The sequence below is a fragment of the Bacillus nitroreducens genome, assembly GCF_964021195.1.
Window position 1 is genome coordinate 1,096,694 of record NZ_CAXHYI020000003.1, and the last position, 21,022, is coordinate 1,117,715.

General features: G+C 35.9%; 16 protein-coding genes. 14 read left to right on the forward strand and 2 right to left on the reverse strand.

Features of this window, described 5'->3' with window-relative positions:
* Positions 1-2 precede the first annotated feature (2 nt).
* The 8 genes from ACWPVE_RS09265 (at position 3) to rlmH (ending at position 7,327) form a co-directional block, all read left to right on the forward strand.
* Positions 3-797, forward strand: coding sequence for an MBL fold metallo-hydrolase (locus tag ACWPVE_RS09265; protein ID WP_453992675.1), 795 nt, complete (start codon positions 3-5; stop codon positions 795-797).
* A 299-nt stretch (positions 798-1,096) separates the two neighbouring features.
* Positions 1,097-2,179: a histidine kinase gene (locus tag ACWPVE_RS09270; RefSeq protein WP_453992677.1), complete on the forward strand. Its 1,083-nt coding sequence runs from the start codon at positions 1,097-1,099 to the stop codon at positions 2,177-2,179.
* A gap of 12 nt (positions 2,180-2,191) precedes the next feature.
* Positions 2,192-2,821, forward strand: a complete 630-nt coding sequence (locus ACWPVE_RS09275; RefSeq protein ID WP_453992680.1) for a response regulator transcription factor — start codon at positions 2,192-2,194, stop codon at positions 2,819-2,821.
* Between the two features lie 264 nt (positions 2,822-3,085).
* Positions 3,086-4,018 carry an ATP-binding cassette domain-containing protein gene (locus tag ACWPVE_RS09280; protein WP_453997438.1) on the forward strand — a complete coding sequence of 311 codons (933 nt, stop codon included), beginning with the start codon at positions 3,086-3,088 and terminating at the stop codon, positions 4,016-4,018.
* An 11-nt stretch (positions 4,019-4,029) separates the two neighbouring features.
* Positions 4,030-5,289 (forward strand): ABC transporter permease, encoded by a 1,260-nt coding sequence (locus tag ACWPVE_RS09285; protein WP_453992682.1) that lies wholly within the window; start codon positions 4,030-4,032, stop codon positions 5,287-5,289.
* On the forward strand, positions 5,286-6,401 hold the full coding sequence (locus tag ACWPVE_RS09290) for an ABC transporter permease (RefSeq protein WP_453992684.1): 1,116 nt from the start codon (positions 5,286-5,288) through the stop codon (positions 6,399-6,401). The genes ACWPVE_RS09285 and ACWPVE_RS09290 overlap by 4 nt, the downstream gene beginning before the upstream one ends.
* A 197-nt stretch (positions 6,402-6,598) precedes the next feature.
* Entirely contained in the window at positions 6,599-6,754 is a 156-nt protein-coding gene (locus ACWPVE_RS09295) for a CxxH/CxxC protein (protein ID WP_309100845.1), read from the forward strand.
* A 93-nt stretch (positions 6,755-6,847) separates the two neighbouring features.
* Complete coding sequence (gene rlmH / locus ACWPVE_RS09300) at positions 6,848-7,327, forward strand: 23S rRNA (pseudouridine(1915)-N(3))-methyltransferase RlmH (RefSeq protein ID WP_453992686.1); 480 nt, start codon at positions 6,848-6,850, stop codon at positions 7,325-7,327.
* A gap of 421 nt (positions 7,328-7,748) precedes the next feature.
* On the opposite strand, the gene ACWPVE_RS09305 is transcribed toward rlmH, so the two are convergent.
* Entirely contained in the window at positions 7,749-9,089 is a 1,341-nt protein-coding gene (locus tag ACWPVE_RS09305; RefSeq protein WP_453992688.1) for a GntP family permease, read from the reverse strand.
* Positions 9,090-9,162: 73 nt separating this feature from the next.
* Positions 9,163-10,059 (reverse strand): phosphogluconate dehydrogenase (NAD(+)-dependent, decarboxylating), encoded by an 897-nt coding sequence (gene gnd, locus ACWPVE_RS09310; protein ID WP_453992690.1) that lies wholly within the window; start codon positions 10,057-10,059, stop codon positions 9,163-9,165.
* 152 nt (positions 10,060-10,211) lie between these two features.
* On the opposite strand from gnd, the gene ACWPVE_RS09315 reads away from it, so the two are divergent.
* The 6 genes from ACWPVE_RS09315 to pdxA all read left to right on the forward strand — a co-directional run bounded on the left by ACWPVE_RS09315 (position 10,212) and on the right by pdxA (position 20,458).
* The gene (locus ACWPVE_RS09315; RefSeq protein ID WP_453992692.1) at positions 10,212-11,066 is read left to right on the forward strand and encodes a MurR/RpiR family transcriptional regulator; all 855 of its coding nucleotides are present in this window, start codon (positions 10,212-10,214) and stop codon (positions 11,064-11,066) included.
* A gap of 1,197 nt (positions 11,067-12,263) precedes the next feature.
* A complete protein-coding gene (locus ACWPVE_RS09320; protein WP_453992694.1) occupies positions 12,264-13,595 on the forward strand; it encodes an ABC transporter substrate-binding protein in 1,332 nt (443 codons plus the stop codon).
* A 285-nt stretch (positions 13,596-13,880) separates the two neighbouring features.
* Positions 13,881-15,413 (forward strand): alpha-N-arabinofuranosidase, encoded by a 1,533-nt coding sequence (locus tag ACWPVE_RS09325; RefSeq protein ID WP_453992696.1) that lies wholly within the window; start codon positions 13,881-13,883, stop codon positions 15,411-15,413.
* 660 nt (positions 15,414-16,073) lie between these two features.
* Positions 16,074-17,849: a PrpR N-terminal domain-containing protein gene (locus ACWPVE_RS09330; protein ID WP_453992698.1), complete on the forward strand. Its 1,776-nt coding sequence runs from the start codon at positions 16,074-16,076 to the stop codon at positions 17,847-17,849.
* 223 nt (positions 17,850-18,072) lie between these two features.
* Entirely contained in the window at positions 18,073-19,380 is a 1,308-nt protein-coding gene (locus tag ACWPVE_RS09335; protein WP_453992700.1) for a four-carbon acid sugar kinase family protein, read from the forward strand.
* A gap of 64 nt (positions 19,381-19,444) precedes the next feature.
* A complete protein-coding gene (gene pdxA / locus ACWPVE_RS09340; protein ID WP_453992702.1) occupies positions 19,445-20,458 on the forward strand; it encodes a 4-hydroxythreonine-4-phosphate dehydrogenase PdxA in 1,014 nt (337 codons plus the stop codon).
* Positions 20,459-21,022: the final 564 nt, after the last annotated feature.

Genomic DNA, 21,022 nt, shown 5'->3' on the forward strand with positions numbered 1-21,022 from the left:
TTATGGGGTTGCATTTTAGTGTGCTTGCAAGTGGGAGCACGGGAAATGCGTTCTATGTTGGAACAGAAAAGCATTCTTTGCTCGTAGATGCTGGGTTAAGTGGTAAACAACTAGAACTATTATTTAAGGAAATAAAGAAAGAAATTAAGCATCTTTCAGGGATTCTTGTCACACATGAGCATAGTGATCATATTAAAGGACTTGGTGTACTTGCGAGAAAGTATAAGTTACCTGTCTATGCAAATGAGAAGACGTGGAAGGCAATGGAGCGCAATATTGGAGAAATTCCAACTGATCAGAAGTTTATTTTCCAAATGGGGACGGTAAAAACATTTGGTAGTATGGATGTCGAGTCATTCGGAGTCTCACATGATGCAGCTGAGCCAATGTTTTATGTATTCCATAATGAGGGAAAAAAGGTAGTGTTAATTACAGATACAGGCTATGTGAGTGATCGAATGAAGGGTACAATTGAAAATGCTGATGCCTATATATTTGAAAGCAACCATGATGTATCTATGCTCCAAATGGGACATTATCCATGGAGTATCAAACGTCGGATTTTAAGTGATGTGGGCCACGTTTCCAATGAGGATGCTGCACTGGCCATGTCAGATGTCATTGGAGACCGTACAAAACGGATCTATTTGGCCCATTTAAGTAAAGATAATAACCTAAAAGAATTAGCTCGTATGTCGGTTAAGCAGACCCTAGAAAGCAAGGGGTATATTGTAGGGGAACAATTTGATTTATACGACACAGATCCAAAAGTGCCGACAAAGCTTGCTTATGTATAAAATGGTCCACCAGAAGTGGACAAGGTATAATTAGTAAAAAACTCATTTGATTTTTATCAAATGGGTTTTTTTTGCATAGTTATTGTCTAGAGGATGATATCAAATGTCAAATGAGCTAGTGTTTGCGACAGTTGTATACTAAAACGTACAATCTGAGTCTGAAAAGGATTGCGATAGAAAAAGAGTAAACGTAAGCTCTCTAAGTCCTAAAAAAACAGCTTCACACTAAGCTCCCAAAAAGCTTTGACGAATTCTATATATTTTAGTAATTTGAAACTAGGATGGAAAGTGGGGATGCTATGAAAGCTTTTCTTATACGGACGATAGGCTTGATTGTGCTGTGGGGATTGTTTTTTAGTTATGAAAGGTATTTGCCTTCGGCGTATTCAATTATGATATGTGCCGTAATCATGACCTTGTACTTTTTTCTGAGGGTTTCTCCAACACCCGTTTATTTGTATATAGCCATGACCGTTTTTCTTCTTGTGCTAGGGGTTTTTGAAGCAAACAATCCATATGTATTCTTAATCTTGATGTTTATTGCTGTATTGGCTACAAATCAACTAAAAAGAAACCATTTCACTATACTAGTCGTAGTGACGGTAATATGTTTACTCGGGTTTCTATTCTTGGTAGATATGAAGTTTTCAGATTATGTGTTTTTTCTTGTATTCTATCTGCTTGCTCTTCTAGTAAATGAATTGTGGACAAAAAGGGAAGAACAGCAACACCTCTACGAAGAACTGCTCGGTGAATATCGAAAGTTAAAAAGGATTGCTCTTGTAACAGAGGAAGAAGCACGATATCAAGAGAGAACAAAAATCGCAAGGGATATTCATGATTCCGTTGGTCATAAGCTTACAGCGCTATTAATGCAGATAGAAATCCTTTCAATCCAACAAGGTCCAGAGCATTTCAAGGAGTTAAAGGAATTGGCAAAGGAGAGTCTAGAGGAAACCCGCTTTGCAGTTAGAACGTTAAAGGATAAGGAACATGAAGGGATTGCGACCATAGTACAGTTGATCAAAAAACTTGAAGCTGAAAGTCACATCATGGTGCAGTTTACAACAAAACAGGGAATTCTTTCAGAGCAACTCACAAATGAGCAAAGCGTGGTTCTGTATCGGGTTATTCAAGAAGGTCTTACAAATGCAATGCGTCATGCCCATTCACGGGAGGTACAAGTGGTACTTGGTAAAACGGCAGACGGAAATATGGAGTTTATCGTTACAAATCGTCTCCATGTGAAGAGGTCGTTTCAAGAAGGGTTTGGGCTTTCAAACATGCGAAAGCGTGTAGAGGAGTTAGGTGGTACATTAGCAATCTATCAAACCGATGAACAGTTTGTAATCAAAGGCATGCTCCCGATTGCAAAAATGTAAGGAGGAACTTACATGTGGAATGTGTTAATTGTAGAAGACCAGTCGATTGTTAGGCAGGGCTTGAAACTCATGCTGCAGCAGGATAGTCAAATCAGGGTGGTGGCTGAGGCTGAAAATGGCGTTGAAGCTATAAAGATGATGGAGGCCCATGTCATTGATGTGGTGTTAATGGATATTCGAATGCCCATCATGAACGGAATTGAAGCAACTAGAAATATAAAAGAACGCTGGCCAAATGTGAAAATCTTAATTCTTACCACCTTCAATGATGATGAATATGCTATTCAGGCATTAAAATATGGAGCGAATGCTTTTTTACTGAAAACCTCTGACCAACAAGCCTTAATACAAGCGGTTCATAGTTGTTTTCATGGGGGGCTACCGATTCATGAAGAAGTAGCTGCAAAAGTAATGCCACGATTATTACATAGGGTGGAGAAAAAAATTGACATTCCATTGTCTTCTCGAGAACTAGAAATTACAAGATTAGTAGGAGAAGGAAAAACAAATAAGGAAATCGCGGAGGAACTTTTTTTATCTATCGGCACTGTTAAAAATCATATCACACAGGTATTGCATAAGTTAGAGCTTCGAGATCGCACTCAACTTGCAATTTTCGCAGTAAAAAATGATATCACCTAAAACATGCTGGGTTATCCAAACGAAGATGGATAGCCCTTTTTTCGTGGAGGTATGACGGAGGTCATGTTTTTAGTAAGAACAAGTGACGTGCGATAGTGATGTAAGTAAATGTAAAAGTCTATGATAAAGATATAAAGTAAAACTTCATTTAGTATCAAGATATGTTTTAAGGAAGACGTTTGTTGAATGGAACGGTTATTTTCTGCAGTATTTTTATTAGGAATCTTAGTGATTAGTAAAAGCGGGATAAAGGAGATTGATGGGATGTTAGAAATTGTTGATTTATCAAAGAAATATAAGCAAAAGTTTGCTGCACAGGGGATTAATATGTTTTTAGAAAAAGGAGAAATTGTGGGTCTACTTGGTCCGAATGGAGCGGGGAAATCAACGACAATCTCTATGCTTTCCTCTTTGGTCACGCCTACTTCAGGTGATGTACGACACTTAAACGAAAGCATCATTAAAAATCCACACAACATCCGTAAAATTTTAGGCGTAGTTCCACAGGAAATTGCGCTTTATACAGATTTATCTGCAGAAGAAAATTTGCGCTTTTTTGGAGAAATTTATCGGTTAAAAGGATCTAAATTAAAACAACGAGTGGAAGAGGTTTTGGAGCAAATTGGTTTAACTGATCGCAGAAAGGATCTTGTTAAAACTTTTTCAGGCGGGATGAAAAGACGTTTGAATATCGGTGTAGCCTTGCTTCATAATCCAGAAATCATCATTATGGATGAGCCTACTGTTGGAATTGATCCTCAATCTCGTAATTATATTTTAGAAACAGTAAAGCGTCTGAACAAGGAACGTGGAATGACTGTTTTATATACGAGTCATTACATGGAGGAAGTCGAGTTTTTATGTGATCGTATTTATATTATGGATAAAGGTCATATTATTGCTTCGGGTACAAAAGAGGAGCTAAAGAATATCCTTTCCTCTGAAAATACGATTTTCATTAAGGTAGAGCGTATAAAAGAGGAGTTTATTCAAATTCTTAAAGCTGATGCTACGATACGGCAAGTTAAGGTACAGGACCGTGATATATCTGTCATTGTTCCAAAGGAGTACAATTTGTTCCAGAAAATCTCTCAGTTAGCAGAAGAAACAGGCACAACATTAATATCCGTTGAAGTAAAAACACCGACACTTGAAGATGTTTTTTTACATCTTACAGGTAGAGCGCTGAGAGATTAGGAGGAGGACAGATGTTAATTCCGTTTATCAAAAAGGACATTTTGGTTTTACTAAGAAACCCTCAGGAATTACTAGTGTTAGTGCTTATGCCACTTATTCTAATTGCGATTCTTGGCTTTGCTTTAGGTGGAGTGATGAGTGGTAGTACAGAAGCTATTTCAGCAAAGGTTGCTTTTATTGACCATAGTGATGAACAGAAGGATGTTCATGCCTTTATTAAAAAGGTTAAAGCCAAAGGACTGCCACAGGATGCAGAGGAAGCTTTACTTCAGGGAGCTCATCAGCTTCGACCGATTCAGATATTACTAGAGGAAGTGTTTGGTAGCAAGGAACTTACAGAGATTATTGAGCTTGAGCTAGTGAAGGCAGAAATGCTAGATGAAATAAAAAATGATGACAGTTATTCGGCTGTCATTGAGATACCTGAGAATTACACACTTGATATTCTTTCGTCCGCTTTCCTGGATGAACCTTCTACTACTACCATTACATTTTATAAAAATGAAGGAAAGAATATTGCGCCTAATGTTGTCGAGGATGTCCTCGTGAACTTTCAAAAGCAATTAACCTCCTTGACGGTCATTGGGAAAGCAGGTATTCAGTTAGAGGAAGTGAAAGGTACAAATCTTGGAAAGATAGAGACCGTTACAAAACGAGAGCCAATCAATTCGTTACAATACTATTCTGTCGGTATGAGCGTCATGTTTATTATGTTTATTGCTTCATACCTAGCTTCTTTTGCCTATCGTGAGAAGCAGTTACAGGTGTTCAACCGAATCATATTATCAAATACGTCAAGATGGTCGTATTTAGGTAGTCTCTTTTTCTCAGTGATTGTGATTGCGTTTGTTCAGCAAGCATTTCTATATGGTGTGACATCACTTATCTTTGATGTCGTTTGGCAGGACCTACTTGGATTTCTATTAGTAAATGTATCGCTAAGCTTTGCCATTGGCGGAGTGGCTGCATTATTAACTGCATTAAATTTTCGAATCGACTCAGAAGGTGTGTCGAACTTTTTTGGGAATGTAATAGTAGCAATTTTTGCTTTTTTAGGTGGGAGCTTTACGCCAATTGGTGAGACTTCTTCATTAATTGGGATGTTAGGTAATTATACACCAAATGGTGCAGGAATGACGGCACTACTGCAATTGCTACAAGGAGTAGAGCTTTCAGCGATCACACATCATATTTATTACCTACTGGGATTTGGTGTTGTTATGTTAGCTTTAGCTGTCATTAGTTTTCCGAAAAGAGGTGATGCCATATGATCAGTATATTACAGGCAAAATTTAAATTGTTTTTAAGAAAGCCAATGCTGATGATTGGCATGACTGTAATGAGCATTGTATTTGCGTTGTTATTAGGCGCAGCAAATTATTCAAATATCAATATCCCTATCTATACAGATATTGAAAATATGGAAGAAACACCACTTTGGAATGAATTAACCCAGTCTGAGGTATTTGAATTTTCAATTGTCTCAGAGGATGAGGCAAAGAAAAGTGTGAGAGAAGGAGATGCTGAAGCTGCTGTTAAGCTAGAAGAGAATTCTTATACGATTGTCGTTGTGACAGAGACGTCGCCTAATCTATATGTATTACAAAACTATCTGCAAACCTTATATGGAGATCTTTTGTTGGAAAAACAAATCGAAGAAGCAACGTTCATGAATGAGCATGTCGATACAGCCGATCTTATTGATGAGTTAAAAGAAATAGAAGAGAACCCTTTTTTCAACATAGAGTCAGCATCATTCCGTAGTGACGATACAGTGATCATCGATAATCAACTACAGACGATATTTGGCTTTACATTATTCTTTGTTATTTACACCATATCTTATAATGTCCACCATATTATGCAGGAGAGAACGTGGGGAGTCTGGGATCGAATGATATTATCACCATTAAAAAAATGGGAGATGTACGCGGGCAACTTAATTTATAGCTTCTTAATGGGGTATTTTCAAGTTGCTGTCATTCTTTTAGTGTTTCGTTATGTGGTTGGTGTGGACTTTTATGGTGGTTTTGGAAAAACATTAATTGTTTTAATCCCATATGTCTTTTCAATTGTTGCGTTATCCATGTTTCTAGTCAGTGTTCTAAAAAGTACTCAACAATTTAATGCTATTATTTCACTTGTTTCAGTCAGCATGTCGATGCTTGGTGGTGCCTATTGGCCACTGGAAATTGTTAGTTCAGAATTTTTATTAAGGGTTTCCGACTTTGTGCCAATTAAACATGCAATGGAAGGATTAAAGGGAGCAACCATTTACGGTGCTTCAATAAGTGAAATCTTGTATCCAATTAGCATTTTGACCTTAATGGGAGTGGTATTAATCGGAATTGGGATTAATGTGATGGAGAGGAAAAGTGCATAAAGTGGAATATAAGGGCAGGAGCATTTGGCTCCTGCCCTTAGTGGTAAGGTAATAATGAAAGTGAACGAAAACTATCGTTATTTTTGTGGATAAATTTATATGCTAAAATGGGAAAGATAATAACATGTGTATAAGGAGAAAAGTGATACTCAGTTATTGAATTCAAGTTGTGGGTAAATGTAATGGAGGAAGAAAAAATGATTAAATGTTGTGGAGAACATATTGAATTAGCATTAGATATTGTAGTGGATGAACATGAGGTTGCGCCGATTATGACGAAAATTGAAGATGAAAACTTATCAACAACCTGTGAATTTTGTCAAAATAAGGCGGTATATGTTGTAGGGAACTAATATTCCCATACAATATGTGGATAGAATATGTGGATATGTGGATAACTTTTGTGGATAATATGTTCTTAAAATGTGAATGAAGTGGGGATAAATGTGAACATCACAATCGTAACAGTTGGGAAATTGAAGGAAAAATATTTAATACAGGGAATCAATGAATATTTAAAACGATTAACGGCCTATGCGAAGGTAGAGGTAATTGAATTACCTGATGAGAAGGCGCCTGAGAACTTGAGTGAAACAGAAATGATACAAGTAAAGCAAAAAGAAGGAGAGCGAATTCTTTCAAAGCTCTCGGATGACACCCATGTGGTTGCGTTAGCGATTGAAGGGAAGATGAAGTCCTCTGAGCAGCTAGCAACAGGCCTTGAAAACCTAGCAACCTACGGAAAAAGTAAGATTGCATTTGTCATCGGGGGATCACTAGGTCTGAGCAAGGATGTTATGAAGCGGGCAAACGATACCTTGTCATTTTCAAAAATGACATTTCCACACCAATTAATGAGACTAATTTTGGTTGAGCAAATATACCGTGCATTTCGAATTATTAGGAATGAACCGTATCATAAATAAAGGCAGTTACTAAAAACGTTAAATGGTCTAAAACTGCTAATTAGGGAAAAAAATCACTCAGAAATAACCAATCATTCCTGAGTGATTTTTTTCTTTGTATGATTGCTCGAATAAAAGCGCCAACGGGTTGAATCCAGCTGCCAATAATATCAATTATTTGACCATTTTCGCTACTTCGCTCAATTTTCACTGCAATTGGGTTATAAAGTAGGAGTGCCACTTATAGCAGCGAGGGCTTCCTCCCATGAACCAATTTACAATTAAGCCTTTAAATTCACAATCCATGGTACACCCTTCATTCATACTTATATGGATAGTAGAAGCAGATAAAAGTAAATAGGTGATTGATGTAAAATTTCATCTCATCATTATAAGTGAACAATAAAAATCCTTCACCCGCAATCAGGTGAAGGACAAACTACTATATAAATAATCCAAGAATCATTGCTACGCTAACTCCAACTAACCCAATAAGTGTTTCCATAACTGTCCAAGATTTTAATGTATCTTTTACACTCATGCCGAAGTATCGTCCAACTAACCAGAAGCCAGAGTCATTGACATGTGATAACACAGTTGCACCTGATGCAATCGCAATAACAAGCAAGCCAAGTACTGGACCTTCCAATTCAAGCATCTGAATGAGTGGAGCCATTAATCCAGCTGCAGTAACCATTGATACAGTTGCTGAACCTTGGGCAACACGAACAGCTGCGGCAATTAAAAATGCAAGTAAAATGGGAGGTAAAGGAGAACCTGCCATCATAGTTCCAAGTACTTCACCAACACCTGAATCGATCAGTACTTGTTTGAAAACGCCACCAGCACCTGTTACTAGAATGATAATCCCAGCTGGCTCTAATGCTTTAGTTGCAATATCTTGTACTTCTTGACGAGAGTAGCCGCGTTTTGTTCCAAGGAAAATGAAAGTTAAAATTGTTGCTATTGTTAATGCTACAAATGGATGTCCAAGGAAGGTTAAAATGACTTGAAGAACATGTCCTTCTTCCAATAAGACACCAGAAACAGTATTTAATAGAATTAGTACTAAAGGAATTAAGATTAAAAAGGCAATTAATTTAAAGCTTGGTAATTCTTTATCATACTCAATATCTTCCAAGTTCATATAATCTGGAACGACAACATGTAACTTTTTTGAAATATATTTTGCAAATAATGGACCAGAGATGATCATCGCAGGGATACCTGCAATAGTACCAAACAGAATGACCCAACCAAGATCTGCGCCAATCAAATCAGCAACTGCAATTGGCCCTGGGGTAGGCGGGATAAAGCTATGAGTAACAGCCAAACCTGCTAACAACGGAATTCCATAGTAAAGCAAAGACTTTCCTGTTTTTTTGGCTAACCCATAAACGATTGGAACTAAAATAATAAAACCGACATCGAAAAAAACGGGAATTGCAACAAGGAAACCTGTAATCCCTAATGCCCACTGTGATTTATCTTCACCGAATTTTTTTATTAAAGTTTGTGCCAATCTCTCTGCACCACCAGAGACCTCAAGCATTTGTCCAAACATTGCACCTAAACCAACAACAACAGCAACGAAACCTAGGGTTCCACCCATCCCACGTTCGATTGAGGCAACAACCTCATTCAATGGCATGCCTGCAGCAATCCCAACAAGTAAACTAACTAATAATAATGCCACAAATGCATGTAATTTTGTTCGAATGACTAAAAATAATAGAAGAAAAATACCTGCCATAGCAATCAGTATTAACATTTGGTCTGACATGATGTTACACTACCTTTCAATTGGAATTAATAGCTTTTAAATAAAAACAGATACCATGAAGGTATTAAATAGTTTAATATTTTTCGATATCATGTCCTCCGAACTCATTTCGTAGGGCAGCGACAACTTTTCCAGTAAATGTATCCTCTTCTAGCGAACGATAGCGCATCATCAAGGCCATCGTAATAACGGGAGCGGCTGTTTGAAGGTCAAGCGCTGTTTCAACTGTCCATTTCCCTTCACCAGAGGACTGCATCATTCCTTTTATTCCTTCAAGTCTGGCATCTTTGGAGAAGGCGTTTTCAGTAAGCTCCATCAACCAAGAGCGAATTACTGAGCCATTATTCCATACTTTTGCGACCTTTTCATAATCATAATCGAAGTCACTTTTCTCTAAAATGTCAAAACCCTCAGCAATTGCTTGCATCATTCCATATTCAATTCCGTTATGAACCATTTTTAAAAAGTGTCCGCTGCCAGCTCTTCCAGAATATAGGTACCCATTTGGTACAGTTATGTCACGAAAGATCTGTTCAATTTCAAGGAAGGCTTCAGCGTCTCCACCAACCATCGTACAAGCACCGTTTCGGGCACCTTCGACTCCGCCACTCGTGCCACAGTCGAAAAAGTGAATGCCTTTTTCTACACAGCGCTCATTACGCTTGATTGAGTCTTGATAGTGAGCGTTCCCTCCATCAATAATTCTGTCTCCTTCATCGAGAAGGGGAAGAAGTTCTTCAAAAACAGCAGCGGTAATGTTTCCAGCTGGAACCATTAACCAAACAGTTCTTGGTTTTGTTAATTGGCTTACGAGGTTAGAGATCGATTCAGCTTTCTTTCCGCCTTCAGCGGAAATTTTTTTCATAGCGTCTTGATTTACATCATAAGCCACGACGTGATAATTCTTATCTAATAAATTGAGACTAAGCGGATATCCCATTTTTCCTAATCCTACTATTCCAATTTGCAATTCTTATCATCCTAACTTTCTTCGAAATAAATTTTCTTGTTATGTCTATTATATGAAAAAAAATTCTTTATGCAAGCGTTTACGAAAAAATATTTTTTCTTTAAGCAGTTTTTAGTATAATAAAAAGAAAGTCCTTATCAGGAGAGAAGTACATGAAAAATCAACAAAAGCCTTGTTTAGTTACGATTCGTACACAGTATCCGAGATTTAGTGTGACTGAAAGAAAAATTGCGGATTATATATTACAATACCCAAACAGGATTATTCATTCTTCAATTAACCAAATAGCAGAAGATTTAAATGTTGCAGACTCTACTGTATTTCGTTTTTGCAAACGGTTAGGATATAAAGGTTATCAAGCAATGAAAATTGCACTTGCATCAGAGGTCGTTTCGCAGACAGAGAATATTCATGAAAATGTCGAGGCACAAGACACTGTTGATACTATTACTTCAAAAGTATTTCATACCAATATAAAGACACTAGAGGAAACATTATTGTTCATGGATGAAGAACAATTGCAAGTAGCGGTGGATACGATATTAGCTGCAGAGTCTATTAAGTTCTTTGGAAGTGGTGGTTCGAGTATTGTAGCCCTTGATGGCTACCACAAGTTTTTACGAACTGGATTAAAAGTAAGTGCGGTGCTTGATAGTCATTTTCAACTTGGAGAAGCGTCACAGATGAATGAAAATGATTGTGCCATACTGATTTCGCATACAGGATCATCGAGAGATATTCTGCAAATTTTGAATGTCGTCAAATCTACTGGAGCAAAAACAATTTCGATCACAAATCATGCGAAGTCCCCATTAAGCACAGGTGTTAACATCCCTCTATATACGGTTTCTGAGGAAACGGCTTATCGACCTGAGGCATTGTCTTCGAGAATTGCTCAACTAACTTTAATTGATTCATTATATGTGAATATTATGGTGAAAAGGGGGAAAGCGGGGCAAGAAGCATTAGAGAAAATGCGTGAAGCGATTGTTGTAAAGCGGATCTAAAATAGTTTTTTTATTGACTTATTTAATTTGAAAAAGTGCTACTGCTTAGTCAAATAAGGTGAACCGTATTTAAGTAAGTAAAAGTGCTAGTCATATGTAGTTATTTAATAATAAGCATGAAGATGAATGTTTGAATCATCTACATGCTTATTAAATTTTGATCTTTGAATCAGTTATAGAAGAATATCGTATTGTATCATTTTGCACTTCTTAGTCTTTCAATTGAATCAGTTACGAATTCTTCCATAAAGGCTCTAAATCTATGTACTTCAATTTTATACATAAATTACTGCATTTTTGTGGTAGCTTTGAGAGGTTTTCAAACACTTTTTGGAGTTTAAAAGCAACTATTACACCCACTAATGTAAATAATCCACCAGCAATTCCTTTTGAAAAGCTTCCTAAAAACCAATCCATCATAGTAGGTTTAAGGTTCAATACTAGAATCACTAATAAATACAGAGGCGACTATAGTTTCTGATTGAACATCCATTCCTGTACATCGTTTGTACAATGCTTACCACCTTACGTAAGTTATTTTCAACAGCTGAATCATTCAAAACTTTTTTCTGAAATTTTATTTCATTGCTTTTATTACAGGGTAGAAACACTAGTAAAAACAAGAAAGAGTCAATATTCATTTCTCTGTTGAGAGCAAGAGGTTTTGTACGTTTATATTTGGAATCAGTAATATTTTTGTGTTGGTAAAATAAACTTGGTAAAAAGGTTTTAAAATGCAACTATTTAAGATTATTTGAATAGGGTGCACTAAAAAGTATTGCATAATAAAACAACATGTAATAAAATTCTCTTTAAGAAAGCATTTTCATAATGTTTAGAAAAATAAACAAACCTGTATTGCTAGCATTTAAGATTATGTTTTGGCGGATTCCAACTTTATTGTTTATTAAGTCCTATCTACAAGTATGAGGATTTATATGAAAATGCAACGTTTTAAGGGATTAATAGATAGGTATATTGGAAGTTACTAAAAAGGAGCTACATTTACCGCTCTAGTTATTAAATAGAAATGTAGAGTCTCGAAGATGAAATTTATGATAGCGCTTTAATTAGGGGGATCAATAAGTGTAACAATAAAGCAATAAATAGATTCTTTAGGGGGTGGTTAACTAGAAATGTGATTGTTGGTGGAGTTCTTCAATAAATTCATTACCAATAATAAGGGGGGAAGTAAAATTGAGTAGGTTATTTTACTTGGGCTTTTCTATGCTTATGGTGTTAAGTATTGTGTTGATTGGATGTAGTGGTGGTGGAGATAAAGAAGTCAATTCAACTGGTAATAGCGAATCAAATAAAGAGACGAATGGTGCGCAAGAAATGATACTTTGGACATTTCAAGGGCTTCACGTCAAGTTATTTGAAGACGCTAATAAAAGATGGAATGAAGAGAATCCAGATAGACCTATAAATTTAAAAGTGGAGTCATTTCCTTATGAGGAAATGCATAATAACCTTCTGTTAGCCCTTCAATCAGGGGTTGGTGCACCTGATATTGTAGATATTGAAATCAATCGGTTTCCAAACTTTATGCAAGGTGATATCCAGTTAGAACCATTGAACGATGTTGTTGAACCAGTAATTGATAGTTTTGTAAAATCTAGATTCGAAGTTTATGGAAAAGACGGACAATATTATGGAGCGCCGACCCATGTTGGAGCTTCAGTGGCATTTTATAACAAGGAGATATTTGAAGAAGCAGGTGTAAGTCCTGATGATATCCAAACATATGACGACTTTACTGAAATCGGTAAAGTGATTAAATCTAAGACTGGAAAACCAATGCTACCTATATTCACTAACGGATTTTGGGAGTTTTACCCAATGGTGAGTCAATATGATTCAGACTTTTTTAACAGTGAAGGCGAGGTAATTTTAGATAACGAAAAAAACGAGAAAGTATTGCAGTATCTTTATGATTTAATTTATGAACATGAAATTGGTGTACTTGCACCAGGTGGACATCATGAAGAAGAAGAATTTTTTGCTTTCATGAATGATGGCGGAGCTGCTTCTTTAATTATGCCATCTTGGTATGCGAGCCGTTTTGTAGAATATATGCCAGATTTAGCTGGAAAGATGGTTATAAAACCAATGCCTGCTTGGGAAGAAGGAGGAAAGCGTTCTGCTGGAATGGGTGGAACTGGTACTGCTGTTACCAATCAAGCGAAAGATATCCAATTAGCAAAAGAATTTGTAGCATTTGCTAAACTATCAAAGGAATCGAATATTAAAATTTGGGAAATTTTAGGTTTCGATCCACCTCGACATGATATTTGGGAAGCACAAGAACTAAAGGAACCTAATGAATTTACTGCATATTTTGGTGACGGTCTATTTGATATGTTAATTGGAATTAAAGATGAAATTAATCCGCTTAATATTACAAGGTTAACCCCGCAGGCAAGGAATTTGATTGAAACTAGTGTGTTACATAATACACTTAGAGAAAAAACTCAAACTCCTGCGGAAGCATTAAAACAAGCAGCAGATGACCTTCGAAGCAGGTAATTAATATTTTTTATAGCCGTTAGGGGTATTTCAAAAACATATCCCTAACGGCTATTACAAGGAGGATTCATAGATAGGTCGTACACATAATCTATGTACATAATCGGGGAATGAATGAAACATTGTACCTTTTTTCTAATTTGTTTATCACTTTGTTTCCTATTGTTTCTTTACGTTTTTTACCTTTCATCTGTACGATTTGGATGGGTTTTCAAGAGATTTTACAGAGCCTAATAGGCTTATTCGATTTGACAATGAGGCATCTAAAATTAGGAGTGAATTGGAATGACATCATTAATTAATGTAAATAAAAGTAATAAAAATGAGGTAATTAGTAAACATATATATGGGCATTTTGCTGAGCATTTAGGTAGGTGTATTTATGAGGGTGTTTGGGTAGGTGAAGATTCGCCGATTCCGAATACACGTGGTATACGAAATGATGTAGTAGAAGCGTTAAGAAAGTTGAAAATTCCTAATGTTCGTTGGCCAGGTGGCTGTTTTGCAGATGAATATCATTGGAAAGATGGAATTGGTCCGAGAGAATCCCGCCCAAGCATTGTTAATAATAATTGGGGGAAAGTAACGGAAAATAATCACTTTGGAACACATGAATTTTTAGATTTTTGTGAGCAGTTAGGTACCGAACCATATATTTGCGGAAATGTCGGTAGTGGTACAGTTCAAGAAATGCAAGAATGGATTGAATATATTACATTCGATGGCGAATCTCCAATGGCTAATTTACGTAGAAAAAACGGTAGAGACAAGCCATGGAAGCTTAAATATTTTGGAATAGGGAATGAGAACTGGGGTTGCGGAGGTAAAATGAGGGTCGAATATTATGCTGATCTTTACCGTCGTTACGAAACGTTTGTAAGAGATTATTCAGATACTCCAATTTATAAGATTGCATGTGGTCCTAGTGAAGCTGATTATCATTGGACTGAAGTGATGATGCGTGAGGGGACAGGTCGGACAGAACCCTATTCGGATAATATTATCACGAGCGTCTGGGAGCATTACCGTCCGAATATGCATGGTCTTTCACTTCACTTTTACACTCGTAACAGGGCAAATTATGATTCTTCTACAGTATTTACTGAAGAAAAATGGTTTGACTATATGAGAAGGACCCTCGTTATGGAAGAATTGATTCAAAAGCATACCGCAATTATGGATAAATATGACCCTGAAAAGAAAGTTGATTTGATTGTTGATGAATGGGGAAGTTGGTTTAAGGTTGAGCCAGGAACAAATCCAGGATTCCTTTATCAGCAAAATACTTTGCGTGATGCGCTTATAGCGGGGATCAATTTAAATATTTTTAATAACCATTGTGACCGTATCCATATGGCAAATATCGCTCAACTTGTTAACGTTTTACAAGCAGTTGTGTTAACAGAAGGTGAAAAAATGCTTTTAACACCAACATATCATGTATTTGAAATGTATAAAGTACACCAAGATGCAAAATTACTCCCAGTGAGCGTAAGTACAAGAAATTATTCTTATGGTGAAGATAGTCTTCCAATGCTTAATGTCTCTGCATCTCAAGATGATTCCGGTAAGATACACATTTCTATTTGTAACTTAGATCCAAATAACTCTGAACAAATTACTATAAATCTTAAGGAGTTAAACGAATTATCCTCTGCCTCAGGACGTTTATTAACTGCAGAGGAAATGACTGAGCATAACACGTTTGATAATCCAAATAGAATAGAGCCTGTTCCTTTTAATGAGATCGAACTTAAAGAGAATGAACTGTCTTTAACTATACCATCCAAATCAGTATTAGTTGTTGAAATACAATAATTGTTAAATTTATAGAAAGATAGAAACATATTAAGGTCATTAATTTTCTATTTAAATTATAGTTATTTCTGTGTAGTGAACCGTTTATTAGGCACAGTAGATGCAAGAGCCCAATTTTATAGGGCTCTTTTTTCTTTACTTTTAAAACTAATGAAGGATGTTGCAGGATTGTCTAAATAATCTACACTAAAAATGAATTTGCCTTTTGTAGATTTTTCACTTTTTCTCTATATCGCTTATAATAAAGGTGTTGCAAAATGCAAAAAACTTTAATTTCTATCAAACAATATAAACTATTATATCTTTTGTTTTACTAATAAATTTTATAAGTAAGGTGTAAATAATGAATGAAAAAGGTATGAACACCTTAAGGAAATATTGATAGAGGTAGAAAATGTGATGGTGGCGTTCAAGGCCAACTCCAATTAATTGGTAAGATAACACAAGAAAAAATTATTAAAGGTTGAAAAATAGAGGAATACAATAATGGAGTAAGTATTTACCAATACGTTCTCGAACCCATGATGATATTGTTAGAGTTGAAGCAAAAGTCTCAAGTCATGTATCCAATATTTAAAAAGCAAGGTAACCTAGCAAAGTATATCCAGAGTGTTAGTTAATAATAATCAATAGAAGAGGGTAGTAAAGGGTGATAAGGAAATGATTAAGGCATTGGCTATTGTCCCTTATGAGGGATTGTATGAAATAATGAAAGAAGTCGCACAAGACTTTAATGATATTGAGCTTCATATAGAAATAGGGAACTTAAATGAAGGAGTGGCCCTTGCGAAAGAGGCTGAAAAAATCGGCTACCACGTTATTATAAGCCGAGGGGGAACAGCTTCATTAATTCAGGAGGCCGTATCTATACCAGTAATTGATATTCAAGTTTCTGGGTATGACGTTCTACGTATTCTAACCATGGTGAAAGGATTTTCGCGGAAAACAGCGATTGTGGGATTCTCAAATATCACACAGGGTGCCAGTACAATATGTAAACTCCTAGATTTTGATATTGAAACGTTAACAATTAAAAAGGAAATAGAGGTAACAGAAACATTAACGAAATTAAAAAATCAAGGTTATGAAGTTATAATAGGCGATGTGATTACGGTACAATTTGCAAAAGAGTTGGGATTGACAGGGGTTCTAATCACATCAGGCAAAGAAGCTATTATTGAAGCTTTAGAAGAAATGAGAAGAACTTACCGGGTCTTTTCGCGATTACAACAAGACGTTTCTTTCTATAGAACGATTCTCAATTGTAGCGATCAAGCAATTGTAATTCTTAATAAGGAAAAAGATATCATTTATAGGAATGAGCGCTTTACTAAAGATATTAACTGGATGAAGGTAAAGAATTGGGATACTATCAACCATTTAATACAAGAGATAGTCATTACAAGGAAAAAGATGATCAAAACAATACATATGAACGATTCACTTTGGAAAATAACAGCAAGTTTAAGTGGAGATTATATTGCCCTATTTATAGAAAATACCCCACCTAATAAGACTACTTCTATCCAAGGAGAGGCGATGTATGCAAATGCAGTTGAAATTCATATTCCAGATTCAAACTTCTCTCCTTTTTCAGGAAAGAGTGAACAGATTCAACATGTCTTGAAGAAGATTGAACAATACAGTGAAAAGGATGATGTTGTTTGGATTTCTGGAGAAAAGGGAAATGGAAAATCAAAAGCTGCTCAATTAATTTATCAAAGTAGAAGGTCGCATAATGAGCCCTTTATTATAATAAATTGCGAACAATTAACAGCCGAACAACTTAAGGAAATGAAAGAAGGCATTTTCGTAACATTAACTGATAGTGTTATTTTTCTTAGAAACATTCACAGGTTAAAGCCACATATTCAAAAGGAACTCTATAAGGTTTATACAAATGGAAATGGTAAAAATCTAAAATGGATTGTGTCTTCCGATGATCATATGGATGAACGAGTGAACAGTGGTTTTTTTCATCAAGAATTGTATAACGCCTTGGCGAAATTAACTATTTATATACCCCCATTACGTGAACGTAGGGAAGATATTGAGGATTTAGTTCATATATTTATTTCTGAATTACATCAGAAGTATGGGGATGGAGCCATTGGGATTCGACAGGAAGCCATGGAAGAGATTCTAAAGTATCATTGGCCTGGAAATGTAGAACAACTTAAAAAAGTAATCGAACAATTATTTTTACAATCTGATACTTATCATATTGAAAAGGAAGAAGTTGAAGCACTTTTAGAAAGAATTGAACTTAAGGGAGAGAATGATGGTCAATTCGTACCAATCGATATAACTGGTACATTAGAGGAAATAGAAAAACAAGTGATCAGAAAAGTACTAAAGGAAGAAGGGTTGAATCAATCGAAAGCAGCTAAGCGATTAGGGATTAACCGTTCAACATTATGGCGCAAGCTAAAATAGCTTGCGCTTTTTTTATAAACTTTTGATGCATAAAACAACAAGAAATAATATGTGTTAACATTATTGCTAAATGCAACACTTTGTTTTATGATTAGTGTAAACGTTTTATCTCTTATAAAGCAATGTACATGATAAGGATATAGGATTTTCAAAGAGTATGAGCTAGAACAAAGTAATTAAAACTAAATTCAAAAAACTCAGTAGTAAAGGGGACGGGGTGTAGGTGAAACTAGCGGTAATCGCAGATGATTTAACAGGTGCAAACGACACAGGGGTTCAATTTGCAAAAAAGGGTTTAACCACAACAGTGCTATTTTCATATACTCCGTTACAACCGTCACACCTTTACCAAGATATCATCGTTTTAAATTCAGACAGTCGAGCAAAAGAGGCTAGTATGTCTTATAACATTGTTTTTGATCTATCGACACAATTACTCCAATTGGGTATCTCTAATGTTTTTAAAAAGATAGATTCAACAATGAGAGGAAATATTGGTCCAGAGATTGATGCAGTCATGGATGTTTTTAACTATAAGATATCGTTTGTAGTACCTGCTTTTCCAAAGAATAATCGAATAACTATAAATGGGGAACATTTTGTAAATGGCGTCTCATTGAAGAGGGCTGAAATTGCGAAAGACCCTGCAAGCCCAGTACATGAAAGTTACCTACCTAAATTGCTGCAGGAACAAAGTAAGAGGAGCGTTGGGCTAATTTCAATCACTCATGTTAGAAAAGGAATTGACCATTTATCAAAAATAATGAAGGAATTAGCATCGTGTGACACTTCGAAGATCATCATTGTCGATGCAATGACGGATGACGATCTTGAAATTATCGTAAAGGCAGCCCAAACACTACAAGAGAAGTTTCTATTGGTCGGTTCAGCAGGGATTGCTTCACACATCTTTTACGTTGGGGCACAGGAAAAAATGATACATACAAATAAAGTTTATGAACGAAATCCTGTATTAGTGGTTGCGGGTAGTGTAAATTCCATTACACATAATCAAATTCAGGTCCTTAAAGAAAAAAATCAAGTGGCGGAAATTGTTATATCTCCCGAAGATCTCTTATTGGAGGATAGGAGGGAAAATGAAATTGATCGTATTGTTAATGAAGGTAAAGCGTTACTAGATATGGGAAATTTAGTCGTAACCACGAACCGAAACCAGGGAGTAATAGAGAAAGTAAAGGATATACAGCGTGAACTGGGTTTATCAAACTTTGATGTTGGAAATACAATTGCAAATTCGATGGGAGTAATTGCTGGTCAACTAATTGAAAGCAAGAAAATTTGCGGTGCTGTTTTAACAGGTGGAGACATTGCAAGTGCTACATGTAAAGAGTTACAAGGTGAAGGGATTCAAGTAATTGGTGAAGTAGAGCCTGGTATACCTTATGGGAAGCTCTTTGGAGGATTATTTGATGGTATTCCACTTGTCACGAAAGCTGGTGCCTTTGGAACCGCCCAAGCACTTTCAAAGGCTCTTCAAAAGGTTACGGAATTAAGTACACGTATTCATTGATTAATACAACTAATTATCATCTTTTTCTAGTCCAAATAAGAGGTGTTTTCGGGGGGAATTATAAATGACTAGCCACAAACCAAGTATTGCGATTACAATGGGAGACCCTTCTGGTGTCGGACCTGAAATTATCGTTAAGTCTTTTAGAGATAAAAATATTTACAATAACTGTAATCCATTTGTTATAGGCGACTTAAAAATGATAAAAAGAGCTTTAAAAGTAACAAATGTCGATCTTGATGTAAATTGCATTACCAATCCAGGGGAAGCGAAATCACAATATGGCTCCATTGATATAATTGATCTCGATTTAGTTTCTGAGGATTTACCATGGGGATCTGTTTCTTCAGAAGCTGGGAATGCTGCCTTCCATTACTTAAAAAGAGCGATTCAATATGCAAATGAAGGGCAAATACAAGGGATATGTACAGCACCTCTAAATAAAGAAGCACTTCATAAAGCGGGGCATATTTATCCAGGTCACACTGAGATTTTAGCAGAATTAACAAATACAAAGGATTACGCCATGATGCTCTCTGCACCAGGCTTAAGGGTCATTCATGTTACAACCCATATTGGACTACTTGATGCGATTCATAAAATTAATGCGGAACGTCAATATACAGTGATTAAACTTGCACATGAGACATTACAAAAGGCAGGAATTGAGTCTCCACGAATTGCAGTATGTGGAATTAATCCACATGCTGGGGAAAATGGTCTTTTTGGTTATGGTGAGGAAGAAGTAAAGATCGTTCCTGCTATTGAAAAGGCATTAGCAGAAGGAATAAATGTTCAAGGACCACTTCCTGCAGATACATTATTCTTTAGAGCAAGACGTGGAGATTTTGATATTGTAGTTGCACAATATCACGATCAAGGTCATGGACCCATTAAAGTGTTAGGTCTAGAGGCAGGAGTAAATATAACTATTGGCCTTCCAATAATTCGTACAAGTGTTGATCATGGAACAGCTTTTGATATCGCGGGTAAAAATATCGCAGACGAACAATCATTAAAAGAGGCAATACGTATGGCAGTTGAATTAGCTCCAAAAATAAATACTAAGAAGAAATGATAGCAAGAGTCAGATACAAGCTCTCTTACTAACGTTGTAAATAAATCACTTTTTTTATCAATAAAGTATTGGGACAGAAGAAGTATTAAAAGTAGCGATTCCTAATTATAGGAGTCGCTTTTTACTGTCATGAATCAATCTTCAGCAAGGTAACTAGATAAGCAATTAAAAGGATTAGTTTTATTGCCACAACTTTACACCATATATTACCAATGACCTGTTTTTTCGACTTATTCATACATTAGTAGATGATATTTGTTAAATTGTACGGTTTTAATAATAGAAAAGGACTATATTTTTTGGGAAATGATATGGGTAGCTGTCAAATTATGCAATATATTGACAGAATAAACTCAATAGTTACTATTTTCTTTCATCAGTTAATTATTTACAATTACCTTAAGAAATGAATTTATGTGAAAAGGAGGCTTTATATTGATAGGTTTGTAATAAACTAGAGTTTAAATTAGGGAAACAGTCTTTCTTTTAATACGAATGAGTGGACGTAAAGGCTATAATACACCCTGACTCAACTGGTAACATTTGAGTCGTAAAGTCTAACTA